Source organism: Vibrio fortis (assembly GCF_024347475.1).
Classification (GTDB): Bacteria; Pseudomonadota; Gammaproteobacteria; order Enterobacterales; family Vibrionaceae; genus Vibrio; species Vibrio fortis.
This window is the reverse complement of the sequence record NZ_AP025488.1, coordinates 1518590-1543417: the sequence shown is the minus strand read 5'-3', so window position 1 is coordinate 1543417 and position 24828 is coordinate 1518590. Positions and strand designations below refer to the sequence as shown.

Genomic DNA, 24828 nt, shown 5'->3' with positions numbered 1-24828 from the left:
TCAAGAGCATTAAAAGCCACTCGATTGAGTGGCTTTTTCTTATCTGCAATATAAAGATATAATTAGCAGAGATAGGTTAAGCATTTATAGGATTAGACCGAAATGAAAGCAGAAGTAAAATGGATTGAAGATTTAAAGTTTGTTGGTAAAACTGATAAAAATCAAGGAATTACAATGGCAAGTGGTGACTGCACTTATTTCTCACCAATGGAGATGGTGTTAATGGCTGCAGGTGGTTGTAGCTCTGTTGACGTCGTTGACGGCCTAAAAGAAGCTGGACAAGCGATTACCGGCTGCAATGCAAAGCTTGAGACAGAGCGTCGTGAAACAGCGCCAAAGATCTTCACTGCAATCAATATTCACTTTGAAGTGTCTGGTGACAACCTAGATAAAGAGCTTGTTGCGAAAGTATGTGCGGATTCTTTAGAAAAATACTGCTCAGTGTGTTTGATGCTAGGCGCGGGTGTGGAAATGACGCACAGCTGGGAAATCGTCTAACAAAAAGAAAGGCCACGTATTTGTCATACGTGGCCTTCGTTCGAGTTGATAGTTATACAGCTGGTTTAAGCTGTAAAGTAGTCAATTATTGAGCAGTCTCTTCAACCATTACTTTTTCAACCTGAACTTCTTCAGTGTATTCAAAGCCTGGAATGGTCGCTTCTACGCGTCGGTTCATTGCACGACCTTCCGCTGTATCATTGGTTGCGACAGGGTTTTCTTCACCTTCACCTGTTGCAGTAATACGGCTAGCATCAATGCCTTGCTCTTCGATGTACGCTGCAACGGCTGCTGCACGTTTCTTCGATACTGTCATATTGTACTCAGCAGAACCCGTTGAGTCAGTGTGACCAACAACTTGAACACTAGATTCTGGGTGAGCCTGAAGTACAGCAATCAGAGGACCAAGCGCTGCCTTACCGTCTGCTGATAGCTCAGTGCTGTTCGTTGCGAACATCTCTTGAGAGAAACTTTCCGTTTGTTCTTTAGTGACCACAACGGTTGTTTTCTCTTCCATCACAATCTCTTCAACGATTGGTTCAGAAGGCGCTTGTGTAACGGCTGCCGTAGTGGCCGCGGCGGCTGCTGCCGCAGAAGCTGTTGTTGCCCCTGTACCGAAGTTATAGCTAACACCGATAGAGAAAAGATTTGCGTTTAGGTCTTGAACGTATTTGTCGTCAAAGTCATCAAAGTATTGATATTCAACTCTTACAGCCCAAGTATCCGAAAATTGCTTCTCTACACCAGCACCAAGCGATAGTACAAAGTCATCTTCACCACCGTGTGAGATGTAAGCTGGACCACCCTTAACAAAGAAGTCGAACTCTTGCTCTACAGGGAAGCGGTACATTGGGGTTAGAGAAATAGCGATAAGTGGGTCGCTAAACTGTGCCGCAGTGCTACCACTAGCAAAGCTTGTTTTGTAATCGCCAAGGAAATCTGAGCTTAGTTCAAACCCAATACGGTCGGTGAAGTTGTAACCAGAGTAAATGCCGGCTCCAACTGCATCATCATCACACTTAAAGCCGTCTACACATGCGCTGTCTAGCCAACCAAGCCCAACTTTAGCACCAACGTAAGTTGTAGCTGCGATAGACGGTGCTGCTGCAAGACCAGAGGTTGCGATAAGTGCACACATAATTTTTGACAGTCTTTTCATAATCTTATCCTTGTGATTAATTTTTATTCTTACCTGAATCTGCCATTAAATGGTCATCGACTGTATGTAACTCACTGCTTTCAGACGATAACTGGAGGCGCTGATCCAGCTGGAATCTATCTATATGAGCGGTAATTCTATTGTTAATCCTATTGCATATGAGAGTCAACAAAATTGTTAAAAATTATGCATTTAACTTATTTGTAATTGTTAAGTTATCAACAGCGGATGTGAATATATAAAGATATAGCTCAAGGTTTTGATTTTACAAATTTTATTCTCGAAAAGAGTTCAAAATCTTGCGCTACTTCATGCTTATAAAACGAACAAAACCCGATGCCAAGAAATTGACACCGGGAATGAATCGTTGAAAAGCAATTATAGGGTGTGCGGCGTGAAGCTAAGGGCGTTCTCCACGTAAGATACGAGCTTCGATTTGTTTGATAACGCCAGGTAGATCATCAATGGTATCAATCAGATAATGTGGTTTCGACTTTCCAAGTTTCTGTTTCGCCTTGTTTCGAGCAGCGATAAGTGTCGCTTCGTCCGCTTGTTGGTACTCATCAAAGGTGAGTCCAGCTTCATTGCCAGACAGCAGAAGACCCACAGTCCACATACCAGCGTTATGCCCTTCATCGATTCCTGGGGCTGCATCATCAACTTTAATACATGCCGCAACATTCGTGACGCCTAAATCTATGACATTTTTCAGAGCCATGAATGGAGCAGGGCGACCACCTTGTGGAAGATCGTCAGTAGCGACAACACAATCAGGGTGATAACCGTAGTCTGCGGCTACAGGGACGAGCACGTCCATCACTTGGCGTGGGTAACCTGAACATGAGCCTATTTTTACACCTTGCGCTTTCAGGTTATTCACAACTTCGATTGCATTCATGATTGGTGTGGCGTGGTCAGCGACTTTCGCTTTCTGTAATGGCATGAATGCCGCGTATATTGCATCAATATCTTCGGAGTTCATGTCTCTGCCGAACTGGTTCTGCCAGCGAGCCTTTACCGAAGGTAACTGACCAACGGCTTGGATATGATCCCATTTACCGAGTCCCATAGGCTCACGCGCCTCTTCAAGGGAGATATGAAAATCGAACCCTTGCTTGAAAGCTTCGACAAAGATACTGGTTGGGGCGAATGAACCGAAGTCTACGATGGTGCCGGCCCAGTCAAAAATTACAGCTTGGATTGCGGATGAATGTGTCATGATTCTGTGTCCTATATAAGCCTTGAGATAAGAATCAAGGCTGTGGTTAATTTGTTGGTGCGAGTTAGGTTAACGTTTGGTAACCAAAGTCTTGGCATATCTTGGAAATGGCAGTTTCAAAGATATCTAGGGCAGCGCTAAGGTCGCTTCGAGCAATAATTAGCGGGGGACTGAGTTGAGCGACGTTGCCTTGAGAAACTTTGAAGCTTAAGCCTTGGTTTAGGCATTGATAGAGCAGGGCTTCTGCTTCGTCGTAGGCGCGTGTTTTTGCGATAAGGTCTGAGACCAGTTCAACTCCCCAAAGCAGGCCGATACCGCGAACATCACCGATAATTGAGTAACGTCTTTTCATCTCGAGTAGACGCTGTTTCACAAATTGACTGTCGCTTTTCACCTTTTGTAAAAGGTTCTGTTGTTCGATGACCTGCATGGTTGCCAGCGCTGCTGCACAGCCAATTGGACTTTTTTCGTGTGTATAGTGGCCTAGAGATACTTGTGCTGCTGTGTTGTATTTGTCTTTGGTTATCATTGCTGCGATCGGAACTAAACCACCGCCAAAGCCTTTTCCGATACAGAGAATATCTGGCTCGATGTCATAAGCTTGATGAGTAAACCATTCACCGCTGCGCCCCATGCCGTTGGGGATATCGTCGATGATCAATAAGACATTGTGTTTGTCACAGATCTCTCTGATGCGTTTCCAGTAGGCCTTGCTTGGTACTTGAACGTCAGTATTACGCACAGCCTCTGCGATAAAAGCACCAATGCCTCCCTCTTTTTCAATAACATACTCAAGGTAATCGGCGTAATGGACGTCAGAGTGTTGGTCGCCGTCGCGCAGTGGAAACGCTCCGCGATAAGATACAGCCGGAGGGATACGCTCTACGCCGGCCATGAGTGGTCCCATCCCTTCTCGGAAACAGGCTTCTCCACCTACCGATATCGCGTCTAAAGACGCGCCGTGGAAAGAGTCCCAAAGTGACACGACTTTGGAGTTGTTGGTGACATGTCTCGCGAGTTTAAGAGCCATACCTATCACAGAGGTGCCACCGGGTGCGAACAACACACGGTTGAGCTCGCCACCACAGATTTGCGTGAGTTTTTCTGCACACTCTATAGCGGTCTTGTTAGTAAAGCGTCGCGGAGAAAACGGTAGCGACGCCATTTGTTCGGTTACTTTTTTGACGACTTCTGAATGGCCATATCCCAATTGATGAACGTTATTTCCATGAAAATCCATGTACTTTTTACCCGTTGTATCTTCAATGTAGATGCCTTCTGCATGTTGCAAAGTATCTAAACAGGGCGTAGACATCGCCTGATGAAGAAACACGTCTGAATCTCTCTTGAGCAATGCCTGTGTTGTTTGATCTTCTAAAGAAGCGTTCCACTCCTGTCGCGCAGGCGTTGTGTTTACATCTCCTTCACTACGAAAGTGAGTGTGAGAGAGGTTCTCTTTTGATTCGCACTGCATCATGCTGTTACTTCCCAGTATTTTGCTTTGCTGATCGCACCGATGAGACGTTCTATGTCAGTAGGGTAAACCTCACCAATGTTGCCAATGCGAAAACAGTCAGCATTAGAGACTTTACCCGGATAGATAACGAAGCCTTGTTGTTTGAGGCGCTCGTAGAACTCTTTGAATTGGTAGTCGCTGTGAGTAGGAGAATAGAAAGAGGTGATAATTGGAGAGTGAAGATCGTCATTCAGTAACGGCTGGAAACCCAGAGAACGCATTCCAGCCACCAGTGTCTTCTGGTTGGTCGAATAACGTTGGAATCGCGCGGCAATACCACCTTCTTGCTCAAGCTCAATGAGCGCTTGATAGAACGCGCGCACGGTGTGTGTTGGTGAAGTAAAGCGCCACTTACCGTGGTTAGCTTCCATGCAATACCACTGATCGTAAAGGTCTAAACTCAGTGAGCGAGCTTGTCCTTTGCACTTCTCAAGTTCATCCTGCTTAGCAATAACAAAACCAAAGCCCGGCACACCTTGAATACATTTATTCGCCGAGCTAATCATAAAGTCGATACCGAGCTCAGCGATGTCCATTGGGATACCACCGAAACTCGACATGGCATCTAGAATAACGACTTTGTCTTGTTGCTTCGCGAGTTGAGCAATCTCTTTAATTGGATTCAACATGCCTGTTGTGGTCTCGCAATGGACAATTGCTACATGGGTAATGCTTGGATCCATAGCCATTAACGTTTCCATTTCGTTCAAGTCAGGTTGTGATGTCTCGCCTGGTGAAACCACATGGCATGGAATGTTCAAATACTGTGCAATTTGTGAGATGCGAGCGCCATAAGCTCCATTATCGACCACAAGCAGTTTGCCTTCTGCACCAATGACACTACCTATCGTTGCTTCTACCGAAGCTGTACCACTACCTTGCATTAACACACTTGTATAGCCTGAGTGTTGAGTCGCAAGGTTGACCAACTTATGGCGTATGACTTGTACGATGTCTTTGTTGTATTCGTCATCCCAAGTGCACCAGTCTTTTAGCATCGCTTGGCGAACGGACTCAGAAGTAGAGAGAGGACCAGGGGTTAATAGCAAGTATTCGTTTTTCATGTTCATTTCCATTTGGACTATACCAATATTCAGCGATACTTTATCAATCAGATTCGATAGAGGTAAAGACTAAAAGGAGTAGATTCACAAAAGCTTCACATTCAAAATTCTTGGTGATCATTTTGTGGGTAGAGATCTTTAAAATGCCATTTTTTGTTCATTTAATCGTCATAAAACTCGAATAGGTTAATATTTGTCATCTGGTACATACCAATAAGGTGTGTACTCACTAATGGAAATGAAAGAATGTAAGTCGAATCGGCTGCATCTAATCTTGCTAGACAGTTCAACTGGAGAACATGATGAATAACCGTTTTATGAAAGGATCACTTGCTGCACTTGTGTCACTACTGGCTACCAACGCATTTGCGGCCGAGGAAGTGACGGTTTATACAGCGTTTGAAACAGATATTTTGGCGAAGTACAAAAATGCATTTGAGAGCGAAAACCCAGACATTCGCATCAAATGGGTGCGTGATTCAACGGGCATTATGACGGCTAAACTATTAGCTGAGAAAAATAACCCACGAGCTGAAGTAGTGTGGGGGCTTGCTGGCTCATCTATGGCGCTTTTAAAAGAAGAGGGAATCCTGCAGCCGTATACACCTCAAGGGGTAGATGCACTTCGCGCAAATCTGAATGATCCGCAATCTTCTCAGGCTTGGTACGGTAACGACGCCTTTTTTAATGCAGTGTGTTTTAACGAAGCAGTCGCAAGACAGTTGAACCTGCCGGCTCCTCAGTCGTGGGAAGATCTCACCAAACCTATCTATAAAGGCCACATTGCAATGCCAAACCCAGCGTCTTCTGGTACAGGTTACATGCAAGTTTCGGCGTGGCTGCAAAACATGGGTGAAGACCAAGCATGGAATTATATGCAAAAGTTGGATAAGAACATTGCGCATTACACGCATTCTGGATCGAAGCCATGTGTCCAAGCCGGTATGGGGGAAGTCGCGATCGGTATCTCTATGGCAAGCCGTGGTGCCAAGCTGAAAACGCAAGGTGCTCCATTGGCAGTAATCACTCCAGCAGGTATCGGTTGGGAATCTGAAGCGGTTGGTCTTGTTAAATCATCAGAAGCAGCGAAACGTGTTGTTGACTGGTCGATTTCTAAAGCAGCAAATGAACTCTACATTGAGATGTACCCAGTCGTTGGCCATAAAGACGTAACTGCGACAGTGAAAAACTTCCCAAATGTTGAGAAGAATATGGCGAAGATGGACTTTGCTCGTATGGGCAGTGAGCGTGCAGACGTATTGAAAACTTGGTCTGATAAATTTGACGCGAAGTCTGAACCAAAATCTTAATCATAAAACTGAACAACAAAGGAAGGCTTAGGTCTTCCTTTTTTGATCAGTAAGGGTGGCTTTGCAATGCCCACTCTATTTAACAACTTTCAATATCAATGACGCCAGACAGCTTGGTGTCGACTTCGTTAGGTAAGTTTTTTATGTCAAAACACTATTCATATTGGTTCAAACAAGCGCTGCAACAGGAATTTGGTCAAGACACTCTACCGATTGATGCCGGTCAATCACTGACACAAGATATTGAAACAGATATTGCTATCGTTGGTGGAGGCTACACAGGTTTATGGACTGCTATTTTGATTAAACAACAGCAGCCAGAAAAACGTGTTGTGGTTATTGAAAAAGATTTGTGCGGTAGTGGTGCGTCGGGTGCCAACGGTGGCTGTATGCTGACTTGGTCTACTAAATATCCAACGTTGAAGCGTCTTTATGGAGAGCAACAAGCCAAATGGTTGGTGGAGGAATCTGAAAAGGTCATTTTTGAAATTGAAGCCTTTTGCCAAGAGCATAATATTGACGCTCACCTCTATCGCAGTGGTACCTATTACACAGCAACGAATCAAGCTCAAAAAGGAGGCATGGCGCCAGTTATTCGTGAGTTAGAAAAGCTCGGTATTAACAGTTGGCAAGAGTGTGGCGACAACCTGAGCCGTCAGGCTGGATCTGAACGTCACATTGAGGGTTACTATTCTGAAGCCGCTGGCAGTGTACAACCGGCGCTATTAGCAAGAGGCCTCCGCCGAGTCGCTATTGAGTTAGGAGTAGAAGTTTACGAAAATACCCCAATGCTTGAGTTGAATTACGGTGAGCCGGCTAAAATCCTAACATCAGCGGCAACTGTTACGGCTGATAAAGTGGTATTGGCACTCAATGCATGGATGCTCGACCACTTTAAAGCTTTCAAACGAAGCATTGTTGTTGTCTCTTCGGACATGATAATTACCAACCCAATTCCAGATAAATTGGTTGCGCATGGCCCAGAAAAAGGGGCGACTGTGGTTGACTCAAGGATCTTTGTTCACTATTACCGTGATACGCGAGACGGCAGGTTAATGCTAGGCAAAGGTGGGAACAAGTTTTCGTTTGCTAATCATGTCGATAGCATGTTCAACCGGCAGACACAGTATCTACCACTGCTTAAAAACTCATTTCAAACCTTGTTTCCAAAGCTAGAACAGCAAGATTTTTCTTACAGCTGGTCTGGTGGTTCTGACCGTTCCGTTACCGGGCTACCTTTCTTCGGTAACATTGAGAATCAATCGAACATCTTTTATGGGCTTGGCTACTCAGGTAACGGTGTCGCACAAACCCGTATGGGCGGCAAAATTCTCTCGTCTATGGTCTTGGAATTAGATAACGAATGGACAAGAAGTGGCATGACAAAAGGGCCACTTGGTCACTTTCCCCCTGAACCTTTTCGCTGGTTAGGGGCAATGATGGTGCGTGATGCGGTGCGTCGCAAAGAAAACGCAGAAGACGCCAATCAAAAGCCGATGTGGATAGACAAACAACTGGCCAAGCTGGCAGGCGCTGCGAGTAAAGCGGATAAAATATCTGGTTAGCAATACTTCAGAAGAGTTTACAAAATAAAAGGTAACCAAAATTCGTTTGGTTACCTTTGTCGAGCTCGAACTAATCGGCATGCGATTAGCGAGAATCATCGTTGTCTTATACGAACTCAGTGCTTTTTAGAATTGATAAGCGGCACTTAGCTTAACTTCTCGACCCGGTGAAGCCACACCGTTAGATAGGTACGCTTCGTAGTAACGATCCGTTAAGTTAGTGACAACGGCACCAAACGAAAGCCCTTTAACTTGCTGAACTTCCCATGTCGCATAGATGTCTTGCAGAGTATATTGTTCACTAGGTTGGTTGCTGTAGGTTTTGTCTTCACCTGTTTTGGTTTGAGCGTCGTACCAGCGAAGTTTCCAACCCGTCGTCAAACCTTCGCTCCACTCATAGCCCAAACCAAGGTTAATGTTGAGTGGTGGTGTATTAGGGAAATCTTCATCACTGCCTGTTGAGTCCGCAAGGCTGCCTTTATATTTGCCGCGAACGTAGGCTACAGAAAAATCACTAAAGAAATCAGCGATACGATACTGGCTGATTAGCTCGAAACCGTGATTCTTGTAGCCATCTAGATTAGTGTTCCAACTTTGATTCTCACTTGTCTCTTTGTCTAGGTTCGCACCCACTCGGTTGTGGACGTGGTCACTCACATCATTGTAGAAAACAGTGAGCTCAGTACCGATAGAATCACTATCGCTAAATAATCCGTCGGTGATGTTGATAATACTGGCTTGGTAAGCGTGAATTCGTGATACCTCAAGGTCGCGAGCGGTCGCCGTGGCAGTTGCACGAGCGTATTGAACGGAATACAAATTATCGATGGTTGGTGTTTTCAACGCGTACGCGTACGAGAAGTTCAAGCGTGTGTTATCCGTCGCTTCGTAATCAAGGTCGATGCGTGGGCTAAAACCTTCATGTGTTGTTTCACTATAGTCGTGACCCGCAGCTGGATCGTTATAATCTGGTGCAGCATTCCCTTTACCCTCACTGACCACATACTCGTATCTTACCGACGGAGTAATCATAAAGTTAGGTGTCGCTTGGAAGTGGTCTGCAATATAAGCCGCATAGGTTTTTTGCGTACCAGAAGGCTCGTAGTAGGGCGTGTACCAGCCGTAATTTTTCTCTGCTTTGCTATCGTATGACGCATTGAACACCAACGAATCGCGTTCAGTTCTTTGATACTGAAGCCCCGCGACTAAAGTGTGGTTACCAAGTATCGCTTGGTTGTAGATATCAACAAAATCTCGCTTGTAGCTAAGCCATGATTCATGCCCATAACTACCCACTGACACCCACATTTTTTCAAATGCAATATCTGGACGAACCCAGTGACGATCATTTTCAGAGCGTGCAGCCTTAATGTTGAAATCAATGTAAGGACTAGACGGCATGTAATGATATGAAGCAGTTGTCGTGTTATCGGTGTATTCGTTGTAAACCGTGTATGCGTATTTTGCAGCTTCTAGTGAGCCATATTTTTTTATGGTCCACTCTGTAATGTCGGGCATCTCTCCGCGTCGGTTAGCCCACGGCTTACGACCTTCATCTTTGTAGCGAGTGTGGCTTATTTCAAATTGGTGATGGTCGTTTTCATAACCTACTCTAAACAGCATGTTTTCTTGCTCATATCCAGAATAATCTAGACCATTATCTGAGCCACCGACATGGATATCGTCAGAGTCCGTCACTGACCCGTTGGCGATATAGTAAAACCCTGTATCACTTTTACCATAGACGCTTAGGTTGTATGCCATAGAGTCGCCGTTGGTATTGTATCTTTGATTTGCACGGAAGCCGAAGTTTTCTCCCGGCGCAAGCAAGTCATCTACGGTCTTCGTTTTGATATGGATAGTGCCGCCAAACTTGCCGTTAAGCGCTCGATAATCATGCGCGCCTTTAATAATTTCCGCTTCGCCGATTAAGAAAGGATCAAAGAAAAATGTGCCGTAGCGGTATTGTTGAAAACCGATCGGTGCACCATCAACGAACACTGCGATGTCACTTGGGTCAGAAAAACCGCGGATATTGATACGCTCACCACCTGAACGAGCACCACCATCGAGGTGTGCGCCAGGTACAGAGTCAATCAGGGACGCAAAGTTGGAATACTGTTGTTCTTCCACTTCTTGCCAATCGATGGTGGTTTGACCGGGTTCGGATACGGTAATAGGTTTGGCATATTGAACACCGATGACCTCGACAGATTCATCCGTGACTTCAGACGAAACTGCGGAAAAAGATTGAAAGAGAGCGATGGAGAGCAGGCTTAACTTGAAAGTGGGGTTTGAGTAAATACTCATAACAATGACTTATAGTAGTTATTTGGAGGGAGGATTATATGAATATTTATAAGTTATACAAACATTAATGATATTTATTATCATTAATGTTTGGTTGTTATCACTATTATTGTGTTGTTTTTTGGATGTATGATCTAATCGTGTGGTTTGTATGAAGATGATAAATCTAGCGTTCTTGGGTGAGAGACACGGCGTGCATAGGGGAATCTGAGTATTGGTACTCAGCTTCGACACATGAATGATGCCAATTTTAAGCACTTTTTGAATACGAAACCGAACCGTTATACAAACGCAATATAACTGTCATTTAGCTTCTATAAATTTGTCACTCAACTGAAATATTCAGAGTTTAAATTTGGTATATACCATTTAAAGAGTGCTGCAGAAAATGAGCAATTCAACCTATCTGAATATAGAAAACGTTGTAAAACAGTTTGGTCAGTTTACGGCGTTAAAAAACATCTCCCTGTCTATCGAGAAAGGGGAGTTTGTCTGTTTCTTAGGGCCGTCTGGCTGCGGAAAAACAACCCTTCTGCGTGCGATTGCGGGATTAGACCTTCCTACTTCTGGACGCATTGAACAGAACCAAGTTGATACCACTTTTCTACCACCAGAAAAGCGTGATTTTGGCATTGTATTCCAGTCTTATGCGCTCTTTCCTAACCTGACTGTGGAAGAGAACATCGCAATTGGTTTGAAAAATCAGGGCATGTCGAACAAAGAGGCGCTTGAAGCGGTTGAGAGTTGGCTTGAAACCATTGGCTTGCCGGGCTCTGGACAGAAGTACCCGAACCAACTATCAGGTGGTCAACAACAGCGAGTTGCTCTTGCTCGCGCATTAGCACTTTCACCGGGGCTTTTACTACTTGATGAACCGCTTTCTGCGTTGGATGCCAAAGTAAGAACCCATTTACGTGATGAAATTTGCCAACTGCAACGAAAGCTTGGGATCACTACTATCATGGTGACACACGATCAAGATGAAGCTTTGACGATGGCTGACCGCATTGTGGTGATGAATCATGGTGTGATTGAACAAGTAGGAGCGCCGCAAGAGATCTATCAAAAGCCAGCCACAAGATTTGTTGCAGAGTTTGTTGGTTGCATGAACTTCATTGAAACGTCAGTGATTGCCGATTCAAAAATGCGCATCGCGGAATCCATCCTAACTTTGCCAGAGTTAGATAACTTGGATGCGAACGTTGGTGACCGCTTTGATATTGCTGTGCGACCGGAGCAGATCCAGTTTGTTGATCGCTTTAGTGAGTCTCTTCCTGTTCGTATCGTTTCGAGTGAATTCCTGGGGGCATTCTACCGGGTTGAGTGTGAACTTCAGCACGACCCAAGAGCGAAGCAGATTGTGGTCGATGTGCCGGTAAAAACCTTTAATGACATGAAACTGCGTCGTGGAGACATTCGTTATGTGGCGCTCGATCAAGAAGGGTTGCGCGCATACTCGAGCAATGAACGTCTTGTATCTAAAGATGAGGCGGCGTAATTGTCATGGAATCGACACAAATGATGCAATCTAAGCAACGAATTCAGCAGCGCGTGACACCGCTTCTCGCACGAGTAAGTAAAGATAACGTCATCCTATTCAGCTTGTTGGCGTCCTTGTCTGTGGTGATGGTACTGTTCATTTTGATGCCATTGTGGGCGATGCTTAAGAAAAGTGTCCAGAACGGTGAAGGGGAGTTTGTCGGCCTACAAAATTTCGCGACTTATTTCTCTTCAGCAAGTCTTTGGCAGTCGGTGGGTAACACATTTACTCTTGGGTTACTGGTGACAGTTGTCGTAGGTGTACTCGCGTTTGGTTATGCTTATGCCTTAACGCGCTCTTGTATGCCGATGAAAGGGTTATTCCAAGTACTTGGTTCTGCACCGATATTAGCGCCTTCACTGCTCCCTGCGATAAGCTTAATCTTTCTGTTTGGTAATCAGGGTATCGCTAAAGAAGTGCTCGGTGGGCACTCAGTCTATGGCTTGATTGGCATCTCGTTGGGTTTGATTTTTTGGACATTTCCACATGCTCTCATGATTCTGACCACTTCTCTTAGAACGTCCGATGCGCGCTTGTATGAAGCCGCACGTGCTCTCAACACATCACCGATTAAAACGTTCTTTGTCGTTACTTTGCCAGCTGCGAAATATGGTTTGATCAGCACATTGATCGTCGTATTTACGCTGGTGGTGTGTGATTTTGGTGTACCGAAAGTAATCGGCGGGAGTTACAACGTTCTTTCTACTGATATTTTTAAGCAGGTGGTTGGTCAGCAGAACTTCTCTATGGGTGCTGTCACCAGTATTTTGTTATTACTACCCGCCGCTTTGGCATTTGGCGTGGATCGTTGGGTTCAAAAGAAGCAGAAAAGCCTCTTTGATACACGCTCGGTCGCCTATCAACCTCAGCCTAGTGTGATTCGAGACAGTGTCTGCTTTATCTATTGCTTGACGATTTCTGCTGCAGTGGTGGTTGTTTTGGGGATGGCGATCTACGGCTCAATGGTAACGTTTTGGCCTTGGAACAAAGCGCTTACACTCAATAATTACAACTTCGCTGAAATGAGTACGTATGGTTGGACTCCGTTTTATAACTCGCTGACACTAGGTGCATGGGCGGCGATTATCGGTACCGTATTGATTTTCCTCGGAGCATACGGCATCGAGAAAGGACGTGCGTTTGCGCCGATTCGCCAAGTGATGCAGATGCTGAGCGTTGTACCAATGGCCGTTCCAGGTATGGTGCTAGGTTTGGGGTACATTTTCTACTTCAATGACTTGAACAATCCGCTGAACTTTCTTTATGGCACGATGACATTCCTCGTGATTAATACGGTGGTGCATTATTACACGGTTGGTCACATGACTGCTCTTACTGCATTAAAGCAACTTCCAGCAGAAATTGAAGCAACGGCGGCTTCGGTCAATCTGCCACAGTACAAATTGTTCTTTAAGGTGACGGTACCGGTATGCTTACCCGCGATATTAGATATTGCGACCTACTTGTTTATTAATGCACTTACCACGACTTCTGCGGTAGTATTCTTATATTCAACGGACACTATTCCTGCGTCGGTCTCGGTACTTAATATGGATGATGCCGGTCAAACAGGGGCCGCTGCCGCGATGGCAGTGATGATTATGCTCGCAGCAGCAAGTGCGAAAGTTGTGCACTTAATTGTCAATAAACTGTTTGAGAAACGCACACAAGCGTGGCGTAAGCGATAATTCGCGGCTTGGCGAATCAGAATTAATATGAGTGGCCATGGAGTGGCTACCAAAAAGAACAATTAAAAGGAAAATTGGTGCAGTACGTAAAAATTAAAGATGTCATCGTTGAGCAGATTGAGTCGGGGATGCTTTCTCCAAGACAAAAGCTGCCAGCGGAGCGAAAACTGGCGGAGTCGTTCGATACGACTCGCGTTACTTTGCGCGAAGCTTTGTCTTCGTTGGAAGCGGAAGGGCGCATTTACCGCGAAGATCGCAGGGGTTGGTTTATTTCACCGGAGCCACTTCGTTACGACCCAACGCAAACACTCAACTTCACCAATATGGCACTGGCTCAAAACCGTCAGCCGAAGACGGAGTTGGTTGCTGCCAAAGGAATATTGGCGACGAAAGAGGCGACACGCTTGCTAAAGCTGGCACCATTCTCTGATGTATACCGAGTTGATCGAGTTCGTTATCTTGAAGATAGGCCGGTGGTGTATGTCACTAACTATATTCGCCCTGAGTTGTTCCCGAACCTGCTTGAACATGATCTCTCTAAATCACTAACAGATATTTACCGAGAGCATTTTGGTGTTGTATATCAAACGATTCGTTATCGAGTAAGTACAACCTCGTTGCTGGGCGAGACGGCTCAGGCACTTCGGGCGACATCTGGATCACCGGCGATGGTGGTTGAAAGGATCAACTACAACCAAGATGGTGAGCTAATTGACTGCGATATTGAATACTGGCGACACGATGCCATCAGTATTGAATCGGTCGCTCATCTTGAACGATAAATGACTAGATGATTGAACACATATAAGCTCGTCTGATAGGCATATCAAATACTATCTAGGTCTCTAAATTAGAGACCTTTTTTATCATCAAAATTGGGAAGAACATGGAACTGTCTGCCATTGTTTTAGTGATTATTTCAGCTCTGTTGCATGCTGGCTGGAATGTGCTTGGAAAATCAAATCAAAGCTCTGGTTCGGCCTTCTTCTTAGCGTCTAGCTTTTCTGCTGCCACCTTACTCACCCCTTACCTAGTTTGGTACATCAATACCGTCGGTTTCTCTAGTATCGGTCTACCTTTTTGGCACCTATTACTGCTGAGTGGAATCTGTCAGGTGGTTTATTTAGTGGGGTTAGGTGTCGCTTACAAACAGGCGGATATTGGCGTGATATACCCGATGGCTCGCGCATTGCCTGTATTGATGGTGGGGTTAGGCACCTGGGTTTTAGGGTATTCATTGGCTTACAACCAATGGTTTGGGTTTGCGCTGATCACTCTAGGTTGCCTAGTGGTTCCGCTTAAGAGCTTTAAAGATCTAAGGCCACGAGCTTATTTAAATCTAGGTGTGCTTTGGGCGTTAATCGCAGCAATAGGTACCACTGGTTATTCGATCATTGATAAAGAAGCCTTGTTGTTGCTCGGTAATATCGACGCTAGCACTGTCACAAATAGAGATGCATCGGTCTTTTATTTGGGAATGCAGTTCTGGGCGATAGCTTTACCTCTCAGTATTTGGCTATTGGTTTCCAATCAAAGTATTGAGTTTGTAAACGCGTGGCGCATTCGAAAACAAGCAGCAACAGCCGGTGTGATGATGGCTGCCACATATGGATTAGTACTGTTTGCAATGACCATGACTGAAAATGTCAGCTTGGTTGTCGCGTTGAGGCAGGTGAGCATCATCTTCGGTGTTGTGATGGGGATCTACTTTTTAAAGGAAAAGTGGCACGTGACTCGTGGTGTAGGTGTGCTTTTTATTATCTTCGGCTTGGTTATCTCATTGTTTTAAAATAACTATTATATAGTTCCTCATTCTTGAAGTGTGACTTTTCGCACGCAATTCCCTTATTGATAGCAAACGTTTTACTGTTGTTAAAGATGTGATCTCTCTCATAGACAGTTCGGTAAAGTTACCGGTAACATCGCACTCAACATTACCGGTAACATAAAATAACAAACCGGATTAAGTGAAACCCATAAGGATACCCCGAATGAAAGCTATGACTAAAACGCTGATTGCTGCTTCCCTAACAGGTCTATTCGCGACTTCTGCAATGGCTGCAGACTTCAAATTGAAAATTCAATCTTCAGATCCATCTGGTGATCTGAACTTCAAAGTTCAACAGAATTGGGCTGAGCGTGTAGAGACTATGTCTAACGGCCGTATCGACATTGACCTTCTACCTGTGGGTGCTGTGGTTAAGCACACAGAAACGCTAGGCGCGATCAAAATGGGTATCCTTGATGGCCAAGTAACAGCGACAGGTTACTTCTCTGGTAAAGATCCAGCATTTGGCCTTATCGGTAACATGGTTGGTGCGTGGTCTGATACAACACAACTGCTGCAATACATGAACTACGGCGGTGGTAACGAGCTTATGACTGAGCTTTACGCTCCATACGGCGTTAAGTTCGTTGGTGCTTCGACTACGGGTGTTGAGTCGTTCATCTCAAAAGTACCAGTCGACGGCGTTGATGACCTTAAAGGTCTAAAGCTGCGTGCTCCTGAAGGTCTAGTACAGCAAGTATTCGCAGCAGCAGGCGCAACGCCAGTTAACTTACCGGGTTCTGAAGTATTTACTGGCCTAAGCAAGGGCGTTATTGATGCGGCTGACTACACCGTATTCTCTACGAACCAAAAAGCAGGTATGAACGACATCGCGACCCACCCAGTGCAACCGGGTTTCCACTCTCTTCCTCTGATCGACATCTCTATCTCTCAGAAGAAGTGGGACAAAATGCCTGAAGATCTACAGATCATTCTGCAAACATCGGTTCGTGACTTCTCGTACGACATGACAACTCAACTGAAAATGGCTGATCAAGCTGCAGTGAAAGAAGCGCAAGCAAATCCAGAAATTACGATTCACAATTGGTCAGACGAAGAGCGTAAGAAGTTCCGTGAAATCGCGAAAGGCCAATGGAAAGTATTTGCTGAACGTTCTCCAAATGCACAGAAAGTCTATGACTCTGTAACTGGCTTCCTAGAGACCAACGGTCTACTTTAATTCACAACGATTATCCAGGCTAAATACCTATTTTAGCTTCTCTTTTGGAGGGCATTTGCCCTCCGTTTTTTTTGAGTAATACGTTATGACAGATAAAACGTCTCATGCGCCCCAAGAGCAAGAAGAGCAACCAAGAAACATTCTCGACCGCGCTATCATCAAGGTCAGTAATGTTCTAAGTGGCTTGTTCATCTTCACTGTACTTATCTCTTTTTACGAAGTGGTGATGCGTTACGCGTTTAATGCCCCAACAACATGGGTACATGAAACCGCATCTTTCGTTGGTGGCTCGCTATTTATCGTAGGCGGTATTTACGCCTTCGCTGCTAACAAACACGTTCGAGTTGTTCTTATTTACGATTCAGTTTCTTCTCAAACTCGAAAATACCTAAACCTAGTTCACCACGTAGTAGGTTTAGCGTTTGCCGGTATGTTGGCTTATGCCTCTTATTTTATGGTTCAAGAGTCTTGGTTTACACCGTGGGGTGACCTTCGTCTTGAAACGTCAGGCTCGGTACTGAACGCTCCGTACCCAGCACTTCTTAAAGGCATCATCTTTGTTTGTCTTTGTATTCTTGTTGTCCAGTTTGTATTGCACCTAATCCAAGAGATTGTAGGGCTAGGGAAGAAAGACGATGTTTGATTTATCTTCTATTGGCATCGCATGGGGCAGTGTCCTCATGCTGGTTATGATGATCGGCTTGCTACTGACAGGTATGCAGCTGGCATTCGTAACAGGTTTCGTAGCCATCTTTTTCACACTGTTTTGGTTTGGTCCAGACGCATTGCCTTTAATCGCTAGCCGTACTTACAGCTTTGCATCAGGTTACGTTTTCCTAGCGGTTCCGATGTTTGTATTAATGGCGGCGCTGCTTGACCGATCAGGTATTGCTCGAGACCTGTTTGATGCGATGAAATCAGTAGGCCGAAGAGTTCGTGGTGGCGTTGCCGTACAGACCCTATTGGTTGCGGTACTGCTTGCTTCAATGTCTGGTGTTATCGGTGGTGAGACTGTGCTGCTGGGTATTCTTGCTCTGCCACAAATGCTGCGTCTTGGTTACGACCGCAAGCTAGCAATCGGTACAACTTGTGCGGGTGGCGCGCTAGGTACCATGCTTCCTCCATCTATCGTACTTATCATCTACGGTATGACAGCGAGTGTGTCGATTGGTGACCTGTTTAAAGCATCGTTCCTACCAGCATTCATCCTAGCGGGCTGCTACATCGGTTATGTACTGATTCGTTGTAAGTTGAATCCATCTCTGGCTCCGATTCCAAGTGATGAAGAGATCGCGGAAGACATGGAAAATCAGCCAAGCTACTTCAAAGCACTGTTCTTCCCACTGCTTTCAGTAGCAACGGTTCTGGGCAGTATCTACACAGGTATCGCGTCAGTAACAGAAGCGTCTGCTCTGGGCGTTGTGGGTATCATGATTTCCGCAGCGATTCGTGGTGAGCTTAACTTCAATATGCTCAAGGAGAGTGCCATCGCAACTATGCGTACCTGCGGCATGATCATGTGGATCGGTATCGGTGCAAGCGCGCTGGTTGGTATCTACAACCTAATGGGCGGTATCGACTTTGTTGAAGAGGTGATTCTAAGCCTAAGTGGCGGTAGCCCGCTTGCAACACTGCTTATCATGATGGTTATTCTATTGGTTCTAGGTATGTTCCTTGACTGGGTTGGTGTAGCGCTTCTAACGATGCCTATATTCGTACCAATCATCACAAGTCTTGGTTACGACCCAGTATGGTTCGGTGTGGTGTTCTGTCTAAACATGCAGGTGTCATTCCTATCACCTCCGTTTGGCCCAGCAGCCTTCTACCTGAAATCGGTGGCACCGAAAGACATCAGCTTGGGCGAGATCTTCAGTTCACTACTGCCATTCATCGGCCTACAGGTTCTGGTACTCGGGATGGTGATTGCATTCCCTGAGCTCGCGATGTGGTGGAAATAATCCCCACCTTTTAAAGACCTAAAGAATCCCCAGATTATATAGACAGCCTCCAGTGTGAGTTGGAGGCTAAGGATAGTATTGTCCAATGAAAGCGAAAAAAATTTTAGTAATGGGCGTTTCAGGCTGCGGTAAAAGCTTGATTGGTAGCGAAATTGCTCACGCTCTAAATCTGCCTTTTCATGATGGTGATGATTACCACCCACAATCAAATGTGGACAAGATGGCAGAAGGTACTCCTCTAAACGACGATGACCGCCAAGGTTGGTTGGAAACCTTAAACAGGGTTTACGTTGAGAATGAAGCGGCGGTGATTGCCTGTTCAGCACTAAAACCATCGTACCGTGACATTCTGAGGAACAATAACCGAGAATTAGTGATTGTCTACTTACAAGGTTCGTTTGACACGATTTGGAATCGTCATAAATCCCGTGAAAATCACTACTTCAACGGTGAAGCAATGTTAAAAAGCCAGTTTGAAGCATTGGTTGAACCACAACAAGATGAAGCATTGTTTGTCGATATTGCACAAGGTGTGGAAGGTGTTGTTGCTGATGCGCTACACGCGATTAAACAATTTGAGGAGAAGGAGTCATGAGCACTTCAACTCGTTCTCAATCAAACAGCTCTCAACCAAGCGTATCTCAGTTCAATATTGCGATGATTGGCCTAGGTGTTATGGGCAAAAGCCTTGCTTTGAATCTACTCGATCAAGGCTTCAACGTGACAGGCTTTGATATCAGTGAAGCACATCGTGAGCATGCTGAATCAGAAGCAAAAGAACTAGCGCAACAAGTTGATAAAGGGAGCTTTTTCAAAGCCACTGACCTCAAACAAGTTCTCGACTCACTGGTTAAGCCGCGCGTGATTGCATTATCAGTCCCTGCTGGCAATATTGTTGAATCTGTAATTGATGACCTATTAGTGGCGGGTCTTGAGCAAGACGATATTGTTATCGATACTGGTAATAGCCTTTGGACTGATACTGAAGCGCGTGAGCTGAAATATCGAGGCAAACTACGCTTCTTCTCAACGGCGGTGTCTGGCGGCGAAGTAGGGGCTCGTACAGGCCCTGCATTGATGGCTAGCGGTGACAAAGAGGCTTGGGATTACGTTCAACCAATGTGGGAAGCTATTTCAGCTAAGGTTGACGAAAATGGCTTGCCCGTTGGTCAATTTGACAAGGGCGAACCTTGCGCGGCATACCTGGGCCCGGCCGGTGCTGGTCACTATGTGAAAATGGTGCATAACGGCATTGAATATGCGGACATGCAGCTCATTTGTGAGGTTTACCATTTTATGTCTGACGTTTTGGCTATGTCAGCACAAGAGATTGGTGAGGTCTTCGAGCATTGGAACCAAGGTGTACTGAACAGCTATCTGATGGAGATCAGCGCTAATATCTTGCAGACGTTAGATCCAACGACACAGAAACCGTTTGTGGAAGTGGTGCTTGATAAAGCTGGGCAGAAAGGTACTGGCCTTTGGACGGCAGTGAATAGTCTTCAAGAAGGGGCGCCAGCACCAACCATTGCTCAAGCGGTATTCGCTCGCGCTCAAAGTAGCCAGAAAGCGGTACGAGTACAAGGTGCGAAGGTGTTGCGAACGCACGTCCAACCAAGTTGCGGTAAGGCCAAACAAGAGACCATCGAAGAGCTACATGATGCATTGTACTGCGCTAAGCTTTCGGTATACGCTCAAGGCTTTGACTTAATGAAAGCAACCTCAATCAAAGAGGGTTGGGATCTCGATTTTGCCCATATTGCTAAGATTTGGCGTGCAGGTTGTATTATTCGAGCTGTTTTCTTGCAAGACATCACCAAGGCGTACCAAAGTGATGCCGAATTGAGTAACTTGTTGTTTGCGAATCGTTTTGTTGAAGAGGTTCATGAACGCTCTTTTGGATGGCGAGCAGTCGTCGCAAACTCAGCGTTAACAGGTGTTCCAATGCCGGCCATCAGTTCCGCTTTGGGTTACTTCGATTCACTTCGCTGTGAAGTATTACCTGCTAACTTACTGCAAGCACAACGCGACTATTTTGGTTCGCATACTTACTCGCGCATCGATAGAGACGAACAACAGAAGTTTCATATAACGTGGAGTGAAACTCCACGCACAGAGATTGAAGCTTAGTGCCTACCTTTTAAACGTCCTCATTATGGGGACGTTTTTGTTTGTGGTATTACATCAACATTTCGCGAGATAAGGCTTCAAATCCTAATTCAGTTGGATACACTGTTACCAGTAACATAATCAATAACAATAATAACTAACTTACTATGTCAAATAAGAAAAAACGTCCTACTTTACAAGATGTTGCCAATTTAGTTGGCGTCACCAAAATGACCGTAAGTCGCTGTTTACGAGACCCTTCGCAAGTCTCTGAAGCACTACGAGACAAAATTAATTCAGCGGTTGAAGAGCTGGGTTACATCCCAAACCGCGCCCCTGATATCCTTTCAAACGCAAAAAGTAACGCCATTGGCGTGCTGGTTCCGTCGTTAACAAACCAAGTTTTTGCAGAAGTGATTCGTGGGATAGAGCAGGTTACTGCGCCTGCAGGTTATCAAACCATGATTGCTCACTATGGTTATAGTGAAGAGCTTGAAGAGCAGAGTATTGCATCACTGCTGTCTTACAATGTAGACGCAATCATCCTCTCTGAAAATGTTCATACTGAGCGAGCTCGCAAGATGCTTCAAACTGCGTCGATTCCTGTTATCGAGATCATGGACTCGGTTTCGCCACGTATCGAGCAAGCAGTCGGTTTTGATAACTTCGATGCCGCGAGAGAAATGACCAAAGTGATGATCACTCGAGGCCGTCAAAATATTGCGTACCTTGCAGCTCGAATGGATGAGCGCACACGATTAAAGATGGCGGGCTATGAACACGCTATGGAGGAGCACGCACTCACGCCATTGACGATTCAAACTGAAGATGCCTCATCGTTTACGCTAGGTGCAAAGCTGCTTGGTGAATTGCTAGACACACACCCTGAGGCTAACGGCATCTTCTGTACTAACGATGACTTGGCAATCGGTGCCTTCTATGAGTGCGTGCGACGCGGCATTCAGGTACCTGAACAGATGGCGATAGCGGGTTTCCATGGTCACGATATCACGATGACCATGACCCCACGTTTAGCAACGGTGATTACCCCAAGGGAGCAGATAGGTAAGGTCGCTGCTGAGCAAATCGTTTCGCGTTTGCAAGGTAGAACGGATTGGACGGCTAAGTTGGATTTAGGTTACGCGATTGAGCTTGGTGAAAGTATCTAGCTGCTTATTCTAATCATTAAAAAAACGCCCTTACCGTTCTCGGTTAAGGGCGTTTTATTTATTCGTCAGGTTAGTCGTTGGCTTAAGCGTCTGCTTGCTCTTTAGCATCTTCCATTTTTAGAACCTTGTGACCATCTTCGCTAACGCCACGTTTCCAATAGCTGCTGATGTAGATATTCTCTTTAGCCACTTCCTTCTCGTTACGGAAGTATTGGCGCAGTGCTCGCATGTTCTCGAATTCACATGCTGTCCAGACAGCAGCAGTGCCTTCAAGCCAAGTGAGTTCTTGAACTTTATCGGACAGCGATGGCGTTTGATCCGACTCTACCAACCAGATGATCTCAAGATGACTTGGTGCGTCCAATGGCTGTTTATCTTGCTCTGAGGTGATTTGAATAACAGCGTAACCTTTTGCATCACGCGGTAGGCTTTTTACTTTTGCCGAAAGAGCAGGCAGAGAAGTCATATCCGCAGCTAAGAAGAACCAATCAGCGTCTTTGTTTAATCCTTGAATGAGTCCTGGGCCACCAATGGTAATGGTTTCACCTTCCTGTACATTCATCGCCCAGCGAGCAGCAAAACCACACTGTAAATCCACGGTGTTGTGACGAACAAAGTCGACGTCAATTGAAGGCACCTCTGGGTTGAACTCACGAATCGTGTAGGTACGCATGGTTGGACGTTGCCCTTCATCGAGAGTTGTTAAGTCTGTGCCACCTATCTCGTTAAACAATAGCTTAATGTAACCACCTTCACAGTCATTCGGGAAGCGACTTAGGCCATCACCGCTTAAGGTGATGCGCTGCATATTTGGAGTGATGGTTTGGGTACTTGTAACAGTAACTTGGATAGGACTTGGCTTACTCATAGTGGACTCTCTTTCTTTATAAGCTAACTATCATAGTAGCCTTCATTAAATGACTCAATAGAAATGGTTATCATTTACATGAATTTACGCCATGCAGTTTTGGCATAAACTTTTTGAGAATAAAGAGGCGTGAATAATGGGGGGAGATAAAAAAACGCCCTAATCAGGTATTAGGGCGTTAGTGGCGTAATTACATACTGTAATTACTGTGCAGGCTGGTGACTGGAGTTAGCTTTTCGCTTCTTCTAGCTCAACCGCTTGCTCTGCATTTTTTGCTGCATCTAGCATCTTACGAATCACGAACGATGCCGCCATAGCGATAACAACCATCACTACTGCTAACACTGTTAGAAGCTGGAAGTAGTCGCCATACACCGTTTGAACGATCTCTTGAGTGATCTCTTGACCTTTCTCCAACGCGATTGACGTAGAGAATACGGCACCCACGATACCCGACAGAGCGATAGCAACAGAGAATAGACTTACAGAGAAGTTCTCAATGTGCTTAGGCGCTACAGATAGGATGAAGGCAACAACCATTGAGCCTACGATAACTTCAGCAATTGCTTGGAAGAAGTGAATCGCTAGGAAGATCTCTGGACGGATAATCACGTCTTCGCCAACCGTTGTTACAGCAAACGTTAGGATACCAAATGCAATTGCAGTCAGTACGAACGCCAATGCTACTTTGGTTGCTGTAGATAGGTGAACATCGCGTTTCTCTAGCATGCCGAAGAAGCCAGCAACGATAGGGCCACCAACCATACACCATAGCGGGTTCATCGCCATTGCCGCTTCAGGTTCTAGCGGAATGAAGCCAAATAGAGAACCTTTCAGCGTGTTGATCGCTACCATGTTCATCGAGGTCATCATCTGACCGTAGTAAACGAAGAAACATGTAGTTAGGAAAGTGATGATTAAGATAGTCCCCATCTTCAGAGACTCAGCTTTGCTCGCTTTGAACATCAGAGACACGAAGTAAAGGATGGCTGCACCGCCAATGGCGTAAACGATGTTTTGGCCGACATCCATGTTAGAGAACATGAAGAATACAAGACCGATCATCGCGACTGAAAGTGCACCAAACATTGCCCAGTTTTTTGCCGGAACTGCTTTTTGGTCTAACTCTGCACCGACTTCAACAAGGCCTTTACGGCTCATAATAAGCATACCTAGCGCCGCTGCTGCCATGATGCCTGAGATAGCGAAACCACCGTGGAAGCCAATAACCAGCACAATCATTGGGAATAGATATTGCCCTAAGAAAGCACCCACATTGTTGATTGAGTAGTTGATTGGGTAGCCTTTCTCAAAGTCTTCTTGAGAATTGAAAGTGCGCTTGTATAGGCTCGGGTAAGAAGGAGACATCAAACCACGACCGTAACTTGCTAGTGCGATACCACACATAGAAAGTGGAACGTTGGTTGCCGATGCGCCTAGAACTAAAAGAGCGTAACCAGACGCGAATGCTAAGAAACTGATAGTAAGAGAGCGGTAAGCACCAAGGAATTTATCGGCAATGAAGCCACCAGCGATAGCAAAGAGAGGACCAATCGCGGAAAAGGCACCCACGATCATCATGGTATCTGCTTCGTTGTAGTTTAGGTCTTCAAGGAAGAAACGGGTTAAGCTAACGAGTACGCCATAGAATGATAATCCAAACATCATTTGGCAGAACATCATTGATTTATTTAATCTATTCCACATTATTTTCTTCTCACGTTTATATTAAGATATAGTGTAATCACCTAATTATAATATCATTACTAGCAAGACATAAAATGAAACATTTGTCTCATTAGAGTTTTAACTCGCCGTATCTTTTCTTATGTTGGCATTGATTTTTT

General features: G+C 45.3%; 20 protein-coding genes. 13 read left to right on the top strand and 7 right to left on the bottom strand.

All coding sequences use genetic code 11. From position 1 onward, the window contains the following. Window positions 1–102 precede the first annotated feature (102 nt). Window positions 103–498 carry an OsmC family protein gene (locus OCV50_RS21275; RefSeq protein ID WP_261904588.1) on the top strand — a complete coding sequence of 132 codons (396 nt, stop codon included), beginning with the start codon at window positions 103–105 and terminating at the stop codon, window positions 496–498. Window positions 499–583: 85 nt separating this feature from the next. Here OCV50_RS21275 and OCV50_RS21270 read toward each other — a convergent pair whose 3' ends face one another. From OCV50_RS21270 to phnW, 4 genes are all read right to left on the bottom strand, one after another. Further along, a complete protein-coding gene (locus OCV50_RS21270) occupies window positions 584–1657 on the bottom strand; it encodes an OmpA family protein (protein WP_261904587.1) in 1074 nt (357 codons plus the stop codon). Window positions 1658–2057: 400 nt separating this feature from the next. Further along, a complete protein-coding gene (gene phnX / locus OCV50_RS21265; protein ID WP_261904586.1) occupies window positions 2058–2876 on the bottom strand; it encodes a phosphonoacetaldehyde hydrolase in 819 nt (272 codons plus the stop codon). 64 nt (window positions 2877–2940) lie between these two features. Further along, a complete protein-coding gene (locus OCV50_RS21260; RefSeq protein WP_261904585.1) occupies window positions 2941–4353 on the bottom strand; it encodes an aspartate aminotransferase family protein in 1413 nt (470 codons plus the stop codon). Then, entirely contained in the window at window positions 4350–5456 is a 1107-nt protein-coding gene (phnW, locus tag OCV50_RS21255; RefSeq protein ID WP_261904584.1) for a 2-aminoethylphosphonate--pyruvate transaminase, read from the bottom strand. Before phnW ends, OCV50_RS21260 begins: the two co-directional genes overlap by 4 nt. A 299-nt stretch (window positions 5457–5755) precedes the next feature. Between phnW and OCV50_RS21250 the strand changes: the two genes are divergently transcribed. Both OCV50_RS21250 and OCV50_RS21245 read left to right on the top strand, forming a co-directional pair. Then, a complete protein-coding gene (locus tag OCV50_RS21250; protein ID WP_261904583.1) occupies window positions 5756–6766 on the top strand; it encodes a putative 2-aminoethylphosphonate ABC transporter substrate-binding protein in 1011 nt (336 codons plus the stop codon). A gap of 143 nt (window positions 6767–6909) precedes the next feature. Continuing rightward, complete coding sequence (locus OCV50_RS21245; protein WP_261904582.1) at window positions 6910–8331, top strand: FAD-dependent oxidoreductase; 1422 nt, start codon at window positions 6910–6912, stop codon at window positions 8329–8331. A gap of 126 nt (window positions 8332–8457) precedes the next feature. Here OCV50_RS21245 and OCV50_RS21240 read toward each other — a convergent pair whose 3' ends face one another. Continuing rightward, window positions 8458–10641: a TonB-dependent receptor domain-containing protein gene (locus OCV50_RS21240; protein ID WP_261904581.1), complete on the bottom strand. Its 2184-nt coding sequence runs from the start codon at window positions 10639–10641 to the stop codon at window positions 8458–8460. Window positions 10642–11029: 388 nt separating this feature from the next. Between OCV50_RS21240 and OCV50_RS21235 the strand changes: the two genes are divergently transcribed. The 10 genes from OCV50_RS21235 to gntR all read left to right on the top strand — a co-directional run bounded on the left by OCV50_RS21235 (window position 11030) and on the right by gntR (window position 22113). Next, on the top strand, window positions 11030–12139 hold the full coding sequence (locus OCV50_RS21235; RefSeq protein WP_261904580.1) for a putative 2-aminoethylphosphonate ABC transporter ATP-binding protein: 1110 nt from the start codon (window positions 11030–11032) through the stop codon (window positions 12137–12139). 20 nt (window positions 12140–12159) lie between these two features. Further along, window positions 12160–13869 carry a putative 2-aminoethylphosphonate ABC transporter permease subunit gene (locus OCV50_RS21230; RefSeq protein ID WP_261904579.1) on the top strand — a complete coding sequence of 570 codons (1710 nt, stop codon included), beginning with the start codon at window positions 12160–12162 and terminating at the stop codon, window positions 13867–13869. Window positions 13870–13946: 77 nt separating this feature from the next. Further along, entirely contained in the window at window positions 13947–14651 is a 705-nt protein-coding gene (phnR, locus tag OCV50_RS21225) for a phosphonate utilization transcriptional regulator PhnR (RefSeq protein WP_261904578.1), read from the top strand. Window positions 14652–14755: 104 nt separating this feature from the next. Continuing rightward, window positions 14756–15658, top strand: a complete 903-nt coding sequence (locus OCV50_RS21220) for an EamA family transporter (RefSeq protein ID WP_261904577.1) — start codon at window positions 14756–14758, stop codon at window positions 15656–15658. 202 nt (window positions 15659–15860) lie between these two features. Beyond that, the gene (locus OCV50_RS21215; RefSeq protein WP_239840301.1) at window positions 15861–16877 is read left to right on the top strand and encodes a TRAP transporter substrate-binding protein; all 1017 of its coding nucleotides are present in this window, start codon (window positions 15861–15863) and stop codon (window positions 16875–16877) included. An 85-nt stretch (window positions 16878–16962) separates the two neighbouring features. Beyond that, the gene (locus OCV50_RS21210; RefSeq protein ID WP_261904576.1) at window positions 16963–17520 is read left to right on the top strand and encodes a TRAP transporter small permease subunit; all 558 of its coding nucleotides are present in this window, start codon (window positions 16963–16965) and stop codon (window positions 17518–17520) included. After that, window positions 17513–18835, top strand: coding sequence for a TRAP transporter large permease (locus tag OCV50_RS21205; protein ID WP_239840300.1), 1323 nt, complete (start codon window positions 17513–17515; stop codon window positions 18833–18835). Before OCV50_RS21210 ends, OCV50_RS21205 begins: the two co-directional genes overlap by 8 nt. Before the next feature lie 85 nt (window positions 18836–18920). Then, the gene (locus tag OCV50_RS21200) at window positions 18921–19430 is read left to right on the top strand and encodes a gluconokinase (protein WP_261904575.1); all 510 of its coding nucleotides are present in this window, start codon (window positions 18921–18923) and stop codon (window positions 19428–19430) included. Then, window positions 19427–20965 carry an NADP-dependent phosphogluconate dehydrogenase gene (gene gndA / locus OCV50_RS21195; RefSeq protein ID WP_261904574.1) on the top strand — a complete coding sequence of 513 codons (1539 nt, stop codon included), beginning with the start codon at window positions 19427–19429 and terminating at the stop codon, window positions 20963–20965. The genes OCV50_RS21200 and gndA overlap by 4 nt, the downstream gene beginning before the upstream one ends. Before the next feature lie 146 nt (window positions 20966–21111). Beyond that, complete coding sequence (gene gntR / locus OCV50_RS21190; RefSeq protein WP_261904573.1) at window positions 21112–22113, top strand: gluconate operon transcriptional repressor GntR; 1002 nt, start codon at window positions 21112–21114, stop codon at window positions 22111–22113. An 82-nt stretch (window positions 22114–22195) separates the two neighbouring features. Here the strand turns inward: gntR and OCV50_RS21185 are convergent, their stop codons facing one another. Together OCV50_RS21185 and OCV50_RS21180 are read right to left on the bottom strand one after the other, a co-directional pair. Next, complete coding sequence (locus tag OCV50_RS21185; protein WP_261904572.1) at window positions 22196–22981, bottom strand: siderophore-interacting protein; 786 nt, start codon at window positions 22979–22981, stop codon at window positions 22196–22198. Window positions 22982–23209: 228 nt separating this feature from the next. Next, window positions 23210–24688, bottom strand: coding sequence for a peptide MFS transporter (locus OCV50_RS21180; protein WP_239840295.1), 1479 nt, complete (start codon window positions 24686–24688; stop codon window positions 23210–23212). Window positions 24689–24828: the final 140 nt, after the last annotated feature.